This is a genomic window from Solidesulfovibrio carbinolicus (assembly GCF_004135975.1).
Lineage (GTDB): Bacteria > Desulfobacterota > Desulfovibrionia > Desulfovibrionales > Desulfovibrionaceae > Solidesulfovibrio > Solidesulfovibrio carbinolicus.
In genome coordinates, this window is record NZ_CP026538.1 from 1816793 (window position 1) to 1831940 (window position 15148).

General features: G+C 67.6%; 15 protein-coding genes. 7 read left to right on the forward strand and 8 right to left on the reverse strand.

Annotated features, from left to right (window positions below):
• Positions 1–16 precede the first annotated feature (16 nt).
• The 7 genes from C3Y92_RS08080 to C3Y92_RS08110 all read right to left on the reverse strand — a co-directional run bounded on the left by C3Y92_RS08080 (position 17) and on the right by C3Y92_RS08110 (position 6575).
• The gene (locus tag C3Y92_RS08080; protein ID WP_129351470.1) at positions 17–787 is read right to left on the reverse strand and encodes an N-acetylmuramoyl-L-alanine amidase family protein; all 771 of its coding nucleotides are present in this window, start codon (positions 785–787) and stop codon (positions 17–19) included.
• 85 nt (positions 788–872) lie between these two features.
• Positions 873–1604: a hypothetical protein gene (locus C3Y92_RS08085; protein WP_129351472.1), complete on the reverse strand. Its 732-nt coding sequence runs from the start codon at positions 1602–1604 to the stop codon at positions 873–875.
• 172 nt (positions 1605–1776) lie between these two features.
• Positions 1777–2079, reverse strand: coding sequence for an MTH1187 family thiamine-binding protein (locus C3Y92_RS08090; RefSeq protein ID WP_129351474.1), 303 nt, complete (start codon positions 2077–2079; stop codon positions 1777–1779).
• Complete coding sequence (pbpC, locus tag C3Y92_RS08095; RefSeq protein ID WP_129351476.1) at positions 2076–4451, reverse strand: penicillin-binding protein 1C; 2376 nt, start codon at positions 4449–4451, stop codon at positions 2076–2078. Before pbpC ends, C3Y92_RS08090 begins: the two co-directional genes overlap by 4 nt.
• A 4-nt stretch (positions 4452–4455) precedes the next feature.
• Positions 4456–5244 (reverse strand): response regulator, encoded by a 789-nt coding sequence (locus C3Y92_RS08100; protein WP_129351478.1) that lies wholly within the window; start codon positions 5242–5244, stop codon positions 4456–4458.
• Between the two features lie 188 nt (positions 5245–5432).
• Positions 5433–6095 carry a FlgO family outer membrane protein gene (locus C3Y92_RS08105; RefSeq protein WP_129351480.1) on the reverse strand — a complete coding sequence of 221 codons (663 nt, stop codon included), beginning with the start codon at positions 6093–6095 and terminating at the stop codon, positions 5433–5435.
• A 12-nt stretch (positions 6096–6107) separates the two neighbouring features.
• Positions 6108–6575, reverse strand: coding sequence for a hypothetical protein (locus C3Y92_RS08110; RefSeq protein ID WP_129351482.1), 468 nt, complete (start codon positions 6573–6575; stop codon positions 6108–6110).
• 214 nt (positions 6576–6789) lie between these two features.
• Here C3Y92_RS08110 and C3Y92_RS08115 point away from each other — a divergent pair, with 214 nt between their 5' ends.
• The 6 genes from C3Y92_RS08115 to C3Y92_RS08140 all read left to right on the forward strand — a co-directional run bounded on the left by C3Y92_RS08115 (position 6790) and on the right by C3Y92_RS08140 (position 11627).
• Positions 6790–7167 carry a desulfoferrodoxin gene (locus C3Y92_RS08115; protein WP_129351484.1) on the forward strand — a complete coding sequence of 126 codons (378 nt, stop codon included), beginning with the start codon at positions 6790–6792 and terminating at the stop codon, positions 7165–7167.
• Positions 7168–7170: 3 nt separating this feature from the next.
• On the forward strand, positions 7171–7680 hold the full coding sequence (locus C3Y92_RS08120; RefSeq protein WP_129351486.1) for a ferritin: 510 nt from the start codon (positions 7171–7173) through the stop codon (positions 7678–7680).
• 82 nt (positions 7681–7762) lie between these two features.
• Entirely contained in the window at positions 7763–9457 is a 1695-nt protein-coding gene (locus C3Y92_RS08125) for a 2-oxoacid:acceptor oxidoreductase subunit alpha (protein WP_129351488.1), read from the forward strand.
• Positions 9454–10293: a 2-oxoacid:ferredoxin oxidoreductase subunit beta gene (locus C3Y92_RS08130; protein ID WP_129351490.1), complete on the forward strand. Its 840-nt coding sequence runs from the start codon at positions 9454–9456 to the stop codon at positions 10291–10293. Before C3Y92_RS08125 ends, C3Y92_RS08130 begins: the two co-directional genes overlap by 4 nt.
• Positions 10294–10500: 207 nt before the next feature.
• Complete coding sequence (locus tag C3Y92_RS08135) at positions 10501–11244, forward strand: SagB/ThcOx family dehydrogenase (RefSeq protein WP_129351492.1); 744 nt, start codon at positions 10501–10503, stop codon at positions 11242–11244.
• Between the two features lie 32 nt (positions 11245–11276).
• Positions 11277–11627, forward strand: coding sequence for a cytoplasmic protein (locus C3Y92_RS08140; protein WP_129351494.1), 351 nt, complete (start codon positions 11277–11279; stop codon positions 11625–11627).
• 52 nt (positions 11628–11679) lie between these two features.
• Here C3Y92_RS08140 and mutL read toward each other — a convergent pair whose 3' ends face one another.
• The gene (gene mutL, locus C3Y92_RS08145) at positions 11680–13884 is read right to left on the reverse strand and encodes a DNA mismatch repair endonuclease MutL (RefSeq protein ID WP_129355826.1); all 2205 of its coding nucleotides are present in this window, start codon (positions 13882–13884) and stop codon (positions 11680–11682) included.
• A 109-nt stretch (positions 13885–13993) separates the two neighbouring features.
• Here mutL and alr point away from each other — a divergent pair, with 109 nt between their 5' ends.
• The gene (gene alr, locus C3Y92_RS08150; RefSeq protein WP_129351496.1) at positions 13994–15121 is read left to right on the forward strand and encodes an alanine racemase; all 1128 of its coding nucleotides are present in this window, start codon (positions 13994–13996) and stop codon (positions 15119–15121) included.
• The last annotated feature ends 27 nt before the right edge of the window (positions 15122–15148 follow it).

Below are 15148 nucleotides of genomic sequence, written 5' to 3' on the forward strand. Positions count from 1 at the left end.
CGCTGTATCCCCGCTTCTACTTTTCGCGTTTCCGGCACCACGTCGCCACAGCCTGGGCTATGGCCCGGGCTGTTTGCGTTTGGCGGGCCTGGGTGAGAAGCGCTTGTTCCTCGGCCGGGTTGACGATGACGCCGGCTTCCACCAGCACGGCCGGCATGTTCGCGGCATGGAGCACGGCCAGTCCGTCGTAGCGGTAGACGCCAGCAATGGGGTCCACGATGGGTCGGCCTTCGCCCGGGATGTCGGCGGCGTGGTGGGGGCTAAAGGGCAGGCCCGAGGCGGCAAGCTCCCGGCCCACGGCCTTGGCCAGTTCCAGGCTGGCGGCGGCCGATTTATTGCGCTGGGAGTAGAACACGCCGTAGCCGGCGAAGCGGTCGCACACCCGGCGCTTTTTGCCGTCGATGACGACCGTGGTGAAAAACTGGGGTTGGGCCGAATCGTGGTGGATGGAGATGAGCAGACCGGCTTTGGCGGCATTGGCCCGTTTGGCCCGGCCGGCCGGGGGCAGGTCCGTGCCGACGGGATCGATGAGAAAGGCCTTGGCGAAGCCGGCCTGGATCAGGGCGTCCTTGACCGCGGCGGCCAGGCGTTTGTTGAAGGCGTATTCGGGCTGTCCCGAGGCGCTGGTCGCGCCCGGGGATTTGGGGCCGTGGCCGGCGTCGATGGCCACGATCAGCTCGGCCGGTTTGCAGCCGGCCCGGGCAACCCCGCTCAATCCCACCAAGATGACGGCTATGGTCAGGAGCAGAACGTAAGAAACCTGACGTGACAACCGTGCCGTGCCCATCCCTTTCCCCCTTTCGGGAGGGTCCGGGAGGGGCTGAGCCCCTCCCGGCCGCCGGAGGCATTCTTCGCCTTTGTTTTTCTTCTTCTTAAATCATCTTGCCTTCGCTGCGCAGGGATTCCTTGAGGCCGGCGTCGAGGAGTTCCTCAGGCGAGGCCAGCAGGTGGTGCAGGAAGTCGCTGGTTTTTTCGGTCAGCCACGGGTCGCGGGCCAGGGCTTCCACGGCGCGCTGGCGTTCGGAGCGCTTGTCGCCGGGCATGGCCTTGTCGGCGGCGAGCGCGGTGCGCAGGAACTGGAAGTAGAGGCTCGCGCCGAAGACCGAGGCCTTGGGATCAAGGCCGACAAACACCCGGTGCAGATCGTCGCGGGTGCGTTCGGCGGCCACGGCGGCCAGGAAATGGAAGGGCGAACCGCCGCAGGTGAGCGCGGCGAAGAAGTAGCGCACCTTGTAGAAGCGCTTGCCCGTGGTAAAGGCCTGCTCCAGATCGTCGGCGGTGCACACGCCTTCGACGCAGCTGGTCAGTGCCCGGCGATAGGGCAGCTCCATGGCAGCGACGATGGTCTGCCAGAGCATGTAGACGTTGATGAGCGTCATGATGAGAATGCTGCTGCTGCGCAGGGTTGGATTGACGTCGCTGGCCCAGTTGAGGAACAGATAGATAAAGATGAAGATGAAGATGAGGTATTTTGCGCCGCTGACCAGCATGTGGGGGATGGAGCCCATCTTCCAGTGCAGACGGATGACCAGGGCGATAAAGACGATAAACATGATCGTCTGGAAGTATATGCTCATGTCGACTTGGGCCAATTGCTCCAGCATGTGCGTCTCCTTGGCGTTGCGGTGCGCGCGCGTCGGCGTGGCGCGTCCGGGCCGACCGCCGGCCCGTCGCGCGGGACAGGGGAAATCTTTTCCGTCTGTGTACCTTCGAGGCCGGGCCTTGGCAACGGGCGAGGGCGATTGCGCTGCCTGCAAATCGGCTCGGCCGGTCGCCTCAGCCTTGGGCCAGATGATCCTCCACAGCCTGGATCTTGGCCGTCAGCCGTCCGGCCGGGCCGGTGCGCCAGTCGATGCGCACAGCCACATGAATGCGGGAACAATCCTGTTCCAACGCTTCCTTGCAGCGGGTGACCACGGCCAGGACCTCGTCCCACTCGCCTTCGATGCTCGTGGACATGGGCGAAAAAACGTAGGGCAGGCCGGATTCGCGCACGATGCGGACGGCACGGGCCACATAAGCCGAGAGGCTGTCGCCCTTGTCCAGGGGAAAGATGGAGAAATCGAGAATGGCGCTCATGGGGCGTCCTCCTTGGTTGGGGTTGGGGTTTCGACGCGCACGGTGACGGCGTGGCCGCGGCCCTGGTCGTCGGTGACGGCGAAGCGGTGCGCGCCGGGGGTGGGCCGCCAGAACAGCCGGCTGCCGGGCGGCCCCTGGGCGGCCAGTTCGCCGTCCACATACCAGGACAGGCGGGTGGTGGCGGCCGGGGCGTCGGCGGCCAGGGCGATCTGCTGGAAGTCGGCCGGAATGTCGGGGCGCACGGCATAGACCGTGGCTGGGTTCGGCGAGACGATGCGCGGCCCGGCCCCGGCCGTGCCCAGGCAGTCCGGGGCCAGGGGCGGGGGCGACTCGAAGGGGATGCCTACCGAGCGCCACCAGGACACGAGTTCGCCCGGAAATTCCGTGACGGCGGCGGTGGTGGCTTCGTGGCCGGCGGCGCAGTCGGCGGTGAGGCGCTCGCCGGTCTGAGCGTCCACCAGGGTGCGGCGGTGGATCGGGCAAGGGGTCAGGCGGCTGCGGCCGGGGATGATCGTGGCCGGCACGCGCCGGGGGCAGTCGGGGCCGGGCAGCTCACGGCTTTCGGCGCAGACCTCGATGGTGGCCAGGTTGAGGCCTGTGTTGGCCGCCGGACGCGAACCATAGGGTTCCAGCGCCCGGAACAGCTCGAAAAGGATCGGCCCGGCATGGACCGCGCCCGAGATGCCGGCCACGGCCCGGCCGTCCATGTTGCCCACCCACACGCCGATGGCGTAGCCGGCGCTTATGCCCACGGCCCAGGCGTCGCGGTGCCCGAACGAGGTGCCGGTCTTCCAGGCCACCTGGGGCACGGCCAGGGCGCGTTCCCAGGAGGTGGGCAGATCGGGCCGCTCGACCCGGGTCAATATTTCGGTGGTCAGGGCGCAGGCCTCGGGCGAGAACAGCCGCTCGGCCCGCACGGCCGGGGCGTCAGCCAGGAAGACCGGCGGCCGGAACCGGCCGTCGTCGGCCAGGCAGGCGTAAAGGTTGGTCAGGGACACAAGCGTGGCCTCGCCGCCGCCGAGGATGAGCGAAAGCCCGTAGTGGCTGGCCGGCTTGTCCAGGGCCGTCAGCCCCCCCCGGCGCAGGAGGTCGAGGAAGGGGGCCGGGCCGACGTCGTTTAATAGCCGTACGGCCGGGATGTTCAGCGAAGTGATGAGCGCTTGTTCGGTCGTCACCCGGCCCCGGAACAGGCCGTCATAGTTTTTGGGCGTGTAGCCGCCAAAGCCGGTGGGGATGTCGAGCATCTGGCTTTGGGGGAAGACGCGGCCCTGGTCCATGGCCATGGCGTAGAGAAAGGGTTTGAGGGTCGAGCCGGGCGAGCGGCGGATGGTCGCACCGTTTATTTGCCCGAACCGGGCATCGCCGAACCAGTCCACGCCGCCGACCATGGCCCTGACCTCGCGGCTGGCCGGTTCGATGACCACGGCGGCCACGCTGCCCAGGCCCTGGGCGGCCAGCCAGCGAGCCCGGGACCGCAACACGTCGGTGGCGGTCTTCTGGGCGGCAGGGTCAAGGGTGGTGTCGATGCGCGGGATGGGACCGGCGGCCTCGCGGGCCATCTGGGCGAAATGGGGGGCGGCAAAAGGCAGCGGCGCCAGGCGCGTGGGCACCGGGGCGGCTGTGGCCTCGGCGGCCGCTTCGGGTGTGATGACGCCGCGCCGGGCCATGGCGGCCAGGAGTTTGTCGCGGGCCGCCTTGGCCGCTTCGGGGCGGCGCAGAGGGTCAAGGCGCAGAGGCGAGCGGGGCAGGACGGTCAAAAGCGCGGCCTCGGCCAGGGACAGCTTGTCCGGCGTTTTGCCGAAATAGAGGGTGGCGGCCGCGCCGACGCCCACGATGTTGCCGCCGTAGGGGGCCATGTTGAGATAGCGCTCTAAAATGGCGTCCTTGCCGAGCTTGCGCTCCAGGGCCAGGGCGGCAAGCCCTTCGTGCCATTTGGCGGCCAGGGTGCGCTCCTTGGGCTGGGCCAGCCGGGCCAGCTGCATGGTGATGGTGGAACCGCCGGAAACGACGTGGCCGGCCGCGAGATTGGACAGGGCGGCCCGGCCAAGGGCCAGGGGATCGACGCCGGGGTGGCCGTAGAACCGCTTGTCCTCGGCGGCGACGATAAGCTTTGGCAGGATGGGGGCGACGCCGGACAGGCGCACCGGAAAGCGCCAGGACTCGTCCGGGGCGAGATACAGGCGCAGGGGCTGGCCGTTTCGGGCGGCAACGACCGTGGCCGGCGGCGGCGACAACGCGGCCAGAGGAAAGGGCGGCCGGGCCGTGGCCGTAAAAAGGGCCAGCCCGCCAGCCAGGGCGGCAAGGAGCAGGACGGACGCGGCCACGGCCGCCCGTCGCCGCCAGCGGGGCGGGCGTGAAGCCGTTGCGGTCATGGGATCAGCCCTGGTGCGCGGCGCGCAACTCCCGGAGATTTTCGAGCAGGTCGAGCATGTCGAGCTGCATATGGACGCGGCAGGTGAATTCCTCGACCTCCACCGGCTTGACCAGGAAATCGTTGGCCCCGACCTTGAGGAAACGCACGGTCTGGCCGCCGCCCTCGGCCGAAACGCCGATAATCGCCAGCCGTTCCTTGGACTTGCTGGCCCGCAGTTCCTCGATGAGTCCGAAACCGTCGAGGTTGGGCATGTTGTAGTCGGTGATGACGAGCCGTATGGCGTCGTTTTTGTTCAGTATCTCCAAGGCCTTCTGGCCGTCTTCGGCCTCCAGCACGGTGATGTTGAGATTGCGCAGCAAGCCGGTCAGGCGGGCGCGGAACAATTTCGAATCGTCCACGACCAGGGCCCGGATGAACTGGTTTTTGTACAGTCGTTCGATGAGCCGCTCCATGGCTTCCATCTCGGCCATGGACTTGATGAAATAATCGACCACGTTTTCTTCCAGGAGGATTTTGCGCACTTCCTCGGAAAAGCTGGCGGTCATGACCACCGAGGGAATGCCCAGGCTCTTGGCCAGGGGCACGATGCGGCCTTCGGGGTCGTCGGGCAGATTGCGGTCGAGGATGGCGACGAAGATGGAGTCGCGCCGTTCGGTCATGGCCGCCTCGGCCTCGGCGAAGCTGTGGGCCACGATGGTGGGAAAGGGCGTGCGGTCGGCGATGTGCTGGGAGATGATCTTGGCCTGGACGCGACTGTCTTCGACGACGAGAACGTGGCGATGGTCGGTCATGCTGCTGCCATCCTTGACGAGGGTATGATCCTTTCTGGATACGGGATGGCGGCTGCTCTGGCAAGCCGGACAGCGCGTCTCGCGATGCGTTATGGATGGAAGACCCGCTCGTCTCCATCACCCTGGCCAGGGAGGGTCCGGGAGGGGGTTACCCCCTCCCGGCCGCCAGAGGCATCTTCCTCTTATTATTACCAATGTCGCGACATATACGGCTGCATCTCGCGTTCGAAGCTGGCCGGGTCGGTGGTGGAGACGGTGGGGGCCACGAAGGCGGTGGGCGACAGGCCGGCCATGGCTCCTACCGTGGCGTCCATGGGCAGGGTGCGGCTGGACGCGGCGATGATGTTGTTGTTTCTGGCGTCGATGACTTCCAGGTTGAAGCGCACTCCGCCCGGGGTGACGCTGTAGGTGCCGGCCAGGACCAGGGTGGCCGTGGCCCGGGTGGTGGCCAGGGCCTTGGTGTCGCGGGTGAGGACGAATTCGCCCTGGGTGCGGCTGAAGATGATGTCGCTGGCTTTGCGGATTTCCTGGACATTGTAGCCCAGGCCCACGAAGGCGGCGTAGAGTTCCTGGCCAAAAAGGCGCGACAGGGGCGAAGCCCGCTCCAGGTTGTTGAGATCGGCCGGGGTGGTGATGACCAGCCAGTAGAGTCCCCGGCTGTTGGTGGGGGTTCCCATGCCCAGGCGCGGGCCGAGCTGGCGGTCGAGGTCGGCGGCCATGGCCATGGCCACGTCGGGATATTGAGGCGGCGGCGGATTCTTGCCGGAACCGCACAGCGCGCCCATGAGCAGCGGCGACAGCAGGGCCGCCAGCAAAAGGGGCAAAAGGCCGGTAAAGCGTGTAAGGCGCATGGCGGACTCCTGTTATTTGGCGGCCGGGGCCTTGGCCGGGGCCGGTTCGGGCGGAAAGGCGGCCGGCGTCGGGGCCGGCTCGGCCGGTTTGGCCGGGGCTTGGCCTGGGGCCTTGGCCGGTTCCGGGTCCAGGGGGAAGATGGAATCGGTGGCGGCCTCGTAGCGTTTTTCCAGCTTGGGCTGGCCCGGGTTCTGGGAGACCGGAGCCGGTCCCTGGCTTTGGGCCGGCGCCTGGGCTGTTGGCGGCGCCGGCGCGTGGCGAGGAGCCTTGGCCCGACTGGGCTTGCGTTTGCCGGGCTTGGACACGAAAGGCTTGGCCGGCGTCGAGGGCGTGGGCGGCTGGCTCACGTCGCGGATGCGGATTTGCGTCGGCAGCGGGGCCGGAGTGTCGGCCAAGACCTCGTCTCCGCCGACCGGCCCCGCAAGAGCCAGGGCGGCCAGCACGGCCCAGGCGGCCGGAAGTTTGCGGATGGCGGTCATGGCGTTTCCTCCCCGGGAATGTTCCCCGTGCCGCTCCCATCGGCCGGATCGGCCAAATCTTTACGGCAGGGGCGAGTTCTCCCGAGCTTAAGGACTTGCCTAAGGGCGCGAGAAGTGGTTTATGGTAATACAAGGTTTTGCTTGTCCCCGCCGGCCGGCCTCGCCCCCGGCTCCCGGCGGACACCCAAGAACGGGGCCCTTTAAGGAGTAAAAAATGGCTGAACAACTCGAAATCTACAAGTGTGAACTGTGCGGCAATATCATTGAAGTCTTGCATGCCGGCGGCGGCGAACTGGTGTGCTGCGGCCAGCCCATGGTGCTTATGACGGAAAACACCGTGGACGCCTCCAAGGAAAAGCACGTGCCGGTCATCGAGAAGGTCGAAGGCGGCTATCTGGTCAAGGTCGGCGGCGTGGCCCATCCCATGGAAGAAAAGCACTACATCGAGTGGATCGAACTGATTGCCGACGGCAAGTGTTACCGCGAGTTCCTCAAACCCGGACAGGCCCCGGAAGCCTTTTTCTGCGTCAAGGCCGACAAGGTTGCCGCCCGCGAGTACTGCAACATCCACGGACTGTGGAAGAAGGACTAGCCCATGCTGTCGCCGACCATGGAAAAGGCGCTTAACGATCAGGTGCATTGGGAGCTCTATTCCGCCTACCTCTATGTCTCCATGGCCACCTACTTCGAGGACAAGGGCCTCATGGGCTTCGCCAATTGGATGCATGTCCAGGATCAGGAAGAGAAGTTCCACGCCCAGAAGTTCTACAACTACATCGTGGAACGAGGCGGCCGGGTGATCCTGCAGGCCATCGAAGCGCCGCCCCACGACTGGGCCTCGCCCCTGGCCGTGTTCCAGGACGCGCTGGAGCATGAAGAGGGCGTCACCGCCCGCATCTACAGGCTCATGGACCTGGCCCTGGAAGAGCGCGACCATGCCACGGCCTCGTTCCTCAAGTGGTTCATCGACGAGCAGGTGGAGGAGGAGGCCAGCGTGGCCGACGTCATCGCCAAGCTCAAGCTCGTGGACCAGACCCCGGGCGGGGCGTTCATGCTCGACAAGGATTTGGCGACCCGGGTGTTCACGCCCCCGACCAACGCCTGATCGAATCCCGCGCCAAACGGCGCAACGGCCGCCCGCGCCAGCGCGGGCGGCCCTCCTTTTTCGGAGGGCCAAGGAGTTCCGCATGGCTCGATCTTCCGTCAACGTGGTCATCGGCGGCGAGGCCGGACAAGGGCTTGTCACCATCGGCGAGTTTCTTTCCCGGGCGCTGACGCGCGCCGGCTACGCCATCTGCGTGACCCAGGACTACATGTCGCGCATCCGGGGCGGCCACAACACCTTTGCCGTGCGCATCGACCCGGTCGCCGTCGCCGCGCCGGACGAAGCCATTGATCTGCTTGTGGCCCTTTCCGCCGACACCCTGGACATCCACCGTGGCGACCTGTCCCCGCGCGCCCTGGTGTTGGCCGACGCGGCCGTCGGCCTTGGCGGCCTGCCCGGCCTGGCCGTCCCCTATAAAACCCTGTGCCCCAAACCGCTCTATGAAAACGTCGCCGCCCTGGGCGTGGCCGGCGCGCTGTTGTGCCTGGACGCCGCCATCTTAAGCGGCCTTGTGGCCGAGAAGTTCGTGGCCAAGGGCGAGGCGGTGGTCGCGGCCAACCTGGAGGTGCTGGCCGCCGCCATGGACTGGGCCAAGGGACAGGAGGCGACATTTGCCTGTCTGGCCCCGCCGACGCTCGGGCCGGGGCGGCTCATGCTCCACGGCAACGAGGCCATCGCCTTGGGCGCGCTGGCTGCCGGGGTCAATTTTTCGTCGTTTTATCCCATGACGCCGGGAACATCCGTCATCCAGACGCTCATTGACCAGGCCGACGCCATGGGCGTGACCGTGGAGCAGGCCGAGGACGAGATCGCGGCCGTGGTCATGGCCGTGGGCGCGTCCTATGCCGGGGCGCGGCCGCTGGTTTCCACCTCGGGCGGCGGCTTTGCCCTGATGACCGAGGGCGTGTCGCTTGCCGCCATGCTCGAAACGCCGGTGACCGTCGTGGTGGCCCAGCGGCCAGGCCCGGCCACGGGATTGCCCACCCGCACCGAGCAGGCCGACCTCGATCTTGTGCTGTACGCCGGCCACGGCGAGTTCCCCCGGGCGATATTTGCTCCGGGCGACGTTTCCCAGTGCTTCCATCTGGCCCACCTGGCCGTGGACACGGCCGAGCGGTTTCAGTCGCCGGTTTTTGTGCTCACCGACCAGTTCCTGGCCGATTCCTTTCGCGACGTGCCCCCCTTCGACCTGGCCGCCCTGCCGGCCGTGGCCCGGCCCCTGACCACGGTGGACGACCCGGCCGGCTATGTGCGCTACGCCGTCACCGACTCCGGCGTTTCGCCGCGCTTGCTGCCGGGCTTCACCGAGGCGACGGTGGTCCTGGACAGCGACGAACACACCCAGGACGGCCATATCACCGAGGATCTGGCCGTGCGCGTGGCCATGCAGGACAAGCGGATGCGCAAGCTCACCGGGCTGACGGCGGCGGCCCTGCCGCCGGACCTTGTGGGCGAGGCCGAAGGAGCCACGCTGCTGGCCTGCTGGGGCTCGACCCTGGGCGCGGCCCTGGAAGCGGCCGAGAGCCTGCGCCAAGCCGGGGAGCCGGCCTGCGTGCTCCATTTCAGCCAGGTCTATCCCCTGGTCGGCCAATGCTTCCTGCCGATCCTGGCCAAGGCCCGGCGCACGGTGATGGTGGAAGGGAATTACTCCGGCCAACTGGCCAGCCTGATCCGGCGCGAAACCGGCTACGTCTTTGACGCCCGCGTCGCCCGCTACGACGGACTGCCCTTTACGGCCGCTTTTATCCTGTCCAAGCTCCGGGAGGCCACGGCATGACCGACGCCAATCCTTACGGCGAATTCGAAACGGCCTGGTGCCCCGGCTGCGGCAATTTCGCCATCCGCAAGGCCATGGTGGCGGCACTGATGGAACTGGGCCTGCCGCCTCACAACGTGGTCTTTTCCACCGGCATCGGCCAGGCGGCCAAGGCCCCGCACTACATCCGCGTCAACCTCATAAACGGCCTGCATGGCCGCAGCCTGCCGGCGGCCACGGGCGTCAAGCTGGCCAACCCCGAGCTGGCCGTTTTCGCCGAGTCCGGCGACGGCTGTTCCTACGGCGAGGGCGGCAACCACTTCCTGGCTGCCATCCGGCGCAACATCGACCTCACCTACGTGGTCCACAACAATCAGATCTACGGCCTGACCAAGGGCCAGGCCAGCCCGACCACGCCCAAGGGGCAAAAAACCAAGACCCAGCCCCATGGCGCGCCCTCGGAAGCCTTCAATCCCGTGGCCGTGGCCGTGACCATGGGCGCGGGCTTCGTGGCCCGGGGCTTTGCCGGCGAAGTGGAGCATCTGGCCGGACTCATCGCCGCCGCCGCGCGCCATCCGGGCTTTTCGCTGGTGGACGTGCTGCAGCCCTGCGTGTCCTTTAACAAGGTCAACACCTATGCCTGGTACAAGGAACGCTGCTACAGGCTTGGCGACGACCATGACCCCACGAACCGCCAGGCGGCGTTGGACAGGGCTTTGGAGTGGGGCGAGCGCATTCCCCTGGGCGTTTTGTGGCGAAGCGACCGGCCGGCCTTTGGCCCCATGCCGACCGGGCCGTTGGCCGTCCGGGAGCCGGACCTGAAAACCCTTTCCGGCATCCTGGCCGGATACGCCTGATCGGCCGGTGGCCAGGCAAGGGCCACGCTTGACCCGTTTTGGAGCATGTGTGGAAGCATATGGCTGATTTTCGCGGCCCGTGGACAGGCATGGGCGAGATGGGGCGGCAGGACGCCGGGCAGACTGCCGAAGGATGGCCGGGCGGCGGTCGCCGCGATGTTTGTCCCTGCCTTGAGCATTGACCCAACACGCCAGGAGACGGCGGGCATGAACGTAAATCTCAAGTTCTTCTTGAAAGACACCATCCGCAAGATGGTGGATTTTTCCAAGACCGCCCAGAACCGGGGTCTGCCGCCGCCGCCGTTGCAAAAGCCCTATCCCCTGGGGGCGGAGCTGATCCGGCTGGCCGGGCCGGGGCAGTGGCAGGGGGTGCGCGATGTGCCCGTGGCCCAGGCCATGGCGGCGCGCAAATCCCACCGCAGCTTTCGCCAGGAGCTTTTCACCCAGGACGAGCTGGGGTTTCTCCTGTGGGCCACCCAGGGCCTGCGCAAGTCCCCGGGGCTGACCGGGGGGCTTCGCACCGTGCCCTCGGCCGGCTGCCGCCACGCCTTTGAAACCTATGTCGCCATTTACCGCGTCCAGGGCCTCGACCCCGGCGTCTACCGCTATTTGCCCATCGAACATGCGCTGATCGAAGCGGTTACGGTGGAAGATCTGGAAGAGGAGGTGGCCATGGCTTCCTTCAACCAGGGCTTTGTGTCGCGGGGGGCGGCCACGTTTATCTGGACGGCTGTGCCGGCGCGCATGGAGTGGCGCTACGGCGAGGCGTCCTACAAGGTCATGGCCCTGGACGCCGGCCATGTCTGCCAGAACCTCTATCTGGCCTGCGAGGCCGTGGGGGCCGGAACCTGCGCCATAGCCGCCTATGACCAGGAAGCCTTTGACGCCATGCTGGGCTTGGACGGCGAAACGGAATTCACCATCTATCTCGCTCCGGTCGGCAAGGTCTGACCCGGGCGGCAACGGCGATTTCGGAGGAAAAAGTGGAGAAAAAAGTCGTGCTGTTCGCCTTTCGCGGCGACGTGTCCTGTTTCGTGCATGTGCTGTTAAACGCCATCGATTATCGGGAACGCGGCTACGAGGCCAAGGTGGTGCTGGAAGGCGAGGCCACCAAGCTGGTGGCCGTTTTGTCCAAGGCCGAGCACCCCATGCACGGCCTTTTCGAAAAAACCAAGGGGCAAGGGCTTTTTGCCGGGGCCTGCCGGGCCTGTTCGCACCAGCTCGGCAGCCAGGAGGCTTGCGTGGCCGAAGGGCTGACGCTGCTTGACGACATGCACGGCCACCCGGGCATGGGGCGGTATACGGAAGAGGGCTACACGATCCTTATTTTTTAGGCCCAAACAGCGACACGAACGATTCGGGGCGGCCCAAACGGGCCGCCCCCTCTCATTTCTTGCGCTTGAACATCTTCTCCATCTCGCGCCGGCCAAAGCGCACCGTCACCGGCCGGCCGTGGGGGCAGTAGTCGCGGTCCGGGGCCGTGGCCCACTGGGATAAAAGCGCCACGGCTTCGTCGGCGGTGAGTTTTGTGCCGGCCTTGATCGCTGTTTTGCAGCTCATGAGAATCCACAAATCCTGCAAGGACTTGGACTGGCCGGCCAAGGCGGCGCGCAGGTACTCCTTGGCCTGGCCCACGGTCAGCTCCGGCGGCGCGCCGGTGATGGCGGCCATGCCCGGACGCGGCGTGTCCACGACAAAGCCCATGGAGCGCAATTCGGTGAAGAGCTTTTGCAGCCGGGCCTGCTCGGACGGGTGCAGCGTCAGTTCCACGGGCATGCCCAGGGGCCGGCTGTGGCCGCGCCGGCCGGCCGCTTCCCGGGCGGCGTAGATGACGCGCTCGTGGGCGGCGTGCTGGTCCACCAGCACCAGCTCCCCGCCGGTGTCCACGATGAGATAGGTGTCGTCGAACTGGCCCAGGTAGCGCATGTCCGGCGGCAGGGCCGGTTCCAGTTCTTCCATGGTCCTAGCGCGAAGGGGCGCGCCGGTCTCGGCCCCGTCGTCCTCCTGGGCGGCCTCGGCGGCGGCCCGGCGGGCCACGGCCGGCGGATCGAAATGGCGGGCCGGTCCCTGGCGCGGGGCCGGAGCTTCGGCCACGCCATGCCCGGAGGACCGGGCCGGCCAGGCCCCCGGGGCCGCCGTCTGGCCCGACATGTCCCGGGCCGCCGCCGGCGACGGCGCGAAGCGGTTCGGCTCCCGGCCAAAGGTGTGGGCCGCGTCCTGGTCCGGTCGCCGGCCATGGGGCTGGTGCGCCGCCCTGCCCGGGCCTTGGTCCGCCAGCGGGGCGGCCGGCCGGGACGTTGGCCGGCCGGCCGCGCCGCCCGCAGTTTGGCCCGCCGTCTGGGCCGCGCCCTCGGGCGGGGCCAGGGGCGGCAGGGTTTCGTCAAAGGAGCTGCTGCTGAGGAGTCGCGGATCGCCGGCCAAGGGCGCGCGTTCCCGCACGGACTGGCCCGAAGGCGTGGTCTCATGGGGCGAGGGCGCGCCGGCCCGGCCAAGTTCCTCGAAAAAGTCGCGGCGGCTGGCGAATTTCGGCGGCTCGGCCCCGGCCTTGACCCAGGGTTCCGGGGCCGGGACCGTGCGGTGGACGAGCGCCTTGTCCAGGGCCGCGCCCACGGCCCGGCGCAGGGTCAGGAACACGGCCTGCTCGTCGCGGAAACGCACCTCGGTCTTGGCCGGATGCACGTTGACGTCGAGGTCGGCCGGGTCGAGTTCGAGAAAAATGACGGCTTGCGGGTATTCCCGGGCTAAAAGCCGTCCCTTGTAGGCCTCGCGCACGGCGGCCAGCAGCACCCGGTCCAGGACCGGCCGGCCGTTGACGTAGAAATACATCCGGTCGGCCTTGCCCTGGGCGCGCAGCGGCTTGCCGAGAACGCCGTGGACTTTGGCCCCGGCGGCGTCGCTGGAAAATTCGAAGAGATCCTCGGTGACGGCCGGCGGCCAGAAGGCGGCCAGCCGGGCGGGCAGGGTCTGGCCGGCCGGAAAGCGCAGGGCCGTGCGGCCGCCCACGGTCAGCTTGAAGGCGACATCGAGCCTGGCCAGGGCCGCCCGGCAAAAAAGCTCGGTGGCCCGCTTGGTCTCCACGGCCTCGGATTTGAGGAACTTGAGCCGGGCCGGCACGGCGGCAAAAAGGTCGCGCACTTCGATGCGCGTGCCCTGGGCCACGGCGGCCGGGCCGCGCTCGGTGAGGCGGCCGTTTTCCACGGCCACAAACGCCCCTTCCTCGAAAGCCTCGTGGCGCGAGCTGATCCGAAACCGCGACACCGAGGCGATGCTCGGCAGGGCCTCGCCGCGAAAGCCGAAGCTGCCGATACGCTCCAGTTCGTCGATGGAGGCGATTTTGCTCGTGGCGTGGCGGGTCAGCGCCAGGGGCAGCTCTTCGGGAGTCATGCCGCAGCCGTCGTCGCTGACAATGACGGCGGTGCGGCCGCCGCCGTCGATGGCCGCCTCGATGCGGCTGGCCCCGGCGTCGAGGCTGTTTTCCACAAGTTCCTTGAGCACGCTGGCCGGCCGTTCCACCACCTCGCCGGCGGCGATCTGGTTTTGCAGTTCCGGGGGCAGCACGCGGATGGTGCGATGGGTCGTCGAAGCTGTCATGGGGGCCATATACGATCTTTCGCCGTCCCAGGCCACCCGCTCGTTTCGACTGGAAAAACGCCGGCGTCGGGGGTAGATGGGCGGGTGTCCCATGCAAAAGGAGCCGACCATGCCCATCGAGCATAATTACCTGCGCACCCGGATACGCACGGAAAACATCGTCGCCAACTATACGCGCCTGCGCGCCCAGGGCGGTCAGGTCGTCAGCGTCATCAAGGCCGACGCCTACGGCCACGGGCTTCTCGAAACGGCCACGGCCCTGGCCGGGGCCGGTTGCGAGAGCTTTGCCGTGGGTTCGGCGGCCGAGGGCGCGGCCCTGCGCGATGCCGGCTGCACGGCGGAAATCATTTCACTCCTTGGTCCGGTGCTGCCCGAGGACGAGCAGCTGATCATCGAAAAAAATCTCGTGCCCTTCATGCACGATTTCGACCAGCTGTCCCGGCTGGCCGCGACCTGCACCCGGCTTGGCCGGTCGGCCAAGGTGGCGCTGAAGTTCGACACCGGCATGGCCCGGCTGGGGTTCGTGGAGGCCGACGCGCCCAAACTCGCCGAGATGCTGTGCGCTTCGCCCTGCATCGAGGTGGTCATGGTCAGCTCCCATCTGGCCACGGCCGACGATCCGGGTGCCTTCGAATTCGTGGCCGAGCAGGGGGCGCGCTTTGCCCGCATCTGCCAGACCCTGCGCCACGGCGGGCTGACGTTTCGGGCCTCGCTGTGCAACTCCGCCGGCATCCTGGCCCATGCCGGGGCCATCGGCTTCGACGCCCGCCGGGCCGGCATCGCGCTCTACGGCGTCAATCCCTTTGCCGGCAGCGCCCGCGAGGCCCTTGGCCACGGCTTGCTCCCGGCCATGGAGACCGTGACCCGCATCGTCTCGGTCCACGACCTGCCGCGCGGGGCCTCCATCAGCTACGGCCGCACCTACGTGGCCGAGCGCGACATGCGGGTGGCCATCGTGGCCGCCGGCTACGCCGACGCCTACAGCCGGGGGCTGTCCAACAAGGGCTTCATGTGCCTGGCCGGCCGGCGCGTGCCCATCCTGGGCCGGGTGTGCATGCAGCTCACGGCCGTGGATGTCTCGGGCCTTGATGCCGTGCGGCCCGGCGACGCCATCCATCTGCTTGGCGGCGAGGGACCGGGCGCGGTCACGGCCGACGACCTGGCCCTGTGGTGGGGCACCATCCCCTACGAGGTTTTCTGCCTGCTGGGGCTTAATCCCCGGGAATATGTCGCCTAAGCGTCGTTTCGGTCATCAACCGAGGCA

What these genes read in the sequence shown, in the direction of transcription:
- C3Y92_RS08080 (WP_129351470.1), bottom strand. Translation starts at nt 787, where the DNA reads ATGGGCACGGCACGGTTGTCACGTCAGGTTTCTTACGTTCTGCTCCTG.
- C3Y92_RS08085 (WP_129351472.1), bottom strand. Translation starts at nt 1,604, where the DNA reads ATGCTGGAGCAATTGGCCCAAGTCGACATGAGCATATACTTCCAGACG.
- C3Y92_RS08090 (WP_129351474.1), bottom strand. Translation starts at nt 2,079, where the DNA reads ATGAGCGCCATTCTCGATTTCTCCATCTTTCCCCTGGACAAGGGCGAC.
- pbpC (WP_129351476.1), bottom strand. Translation starts at nt 4,451, where the DNA reads ATGACCGCAACGGCTTCACGCCCGCCCCGCTGGCGGCGACGGGCGGCC.
- C3Y92_RS08100 (WP_129351478.1), bottom strand. Translation starts at nt 5,244, where the DNA reads ATGACCGACCATCGCCACGTTCTCGTCGTCGAAGACAGTCGCGTCCAG.
- C3Y92_RS08105 (WP_129351480.1), bottom strand. Translation starts at nt 6,095, where the DNA reads ATGCGCCTTACACGCTTTACCGGCCTTTTGCCCCTTTTGCTGGCGGCC.
- C3Y92_RS08110 (WP_129351482.1), bottom strand. Translation starts at nt 6,575, where the DNA reads ATGACCGCCATCCGCAAACTTCCGGCCGCCTGGGCCGTGCTGGCCGCC.
- C3Y92_RS08115 (WP_129351484.1), top strand. Translation starts at nt 6,790, where the DNA reads ATGGCTGAACAACTCGAAATCTACAAGTGTGAACTGTGCGGCAATATC.
- C3Y92_RS08120 (WP_129351486.1), top strand. Translation starts at nt 7,171, where the DNA reads ATGCTGTCGCCGACCATGGAAAAGGCGCTTAACGATCAGGTGCATTGG.
- C3Y92_RS08125 (WP_129351488.1), top strand. Translation starts at nt 7,763, where the DNA reads ATGGCTCGATCTTCCGTCAACGTGGTCATCGGCGGCGAGGCCGGACAA.
- C3Y92_RS08130 (WP_129351490.1), top strand. Translation starts at nt 9,454, where the DNA reads ATGACCGACGCCAATCCTTACGGCGAATTCGAAACGGCCTGGTGCCCC.
- C3Y92_RS08135 (WP_129351492.1), top strand. Translation starts at nt 10,501, where the DNA reads ATGAACGTAAATCTCAAGTTCTTCTTGAAAGACACCATCCGCAAGATG.
- mutL (WP_129355826.1), bottom strand. Translation starts at nt 13,884, where the DNA reads ATGACAGCTTCGACGACCCATCGCACCATCCGCGTGCTGCCCCCGGAA.
- alr (WP_129351496.1), top strand. Translation starts at nt 13,994, where the DNA reads ATGCCCATCGAGCATAATTACCTGCGCACCCGGATACGCACGGAAAAC.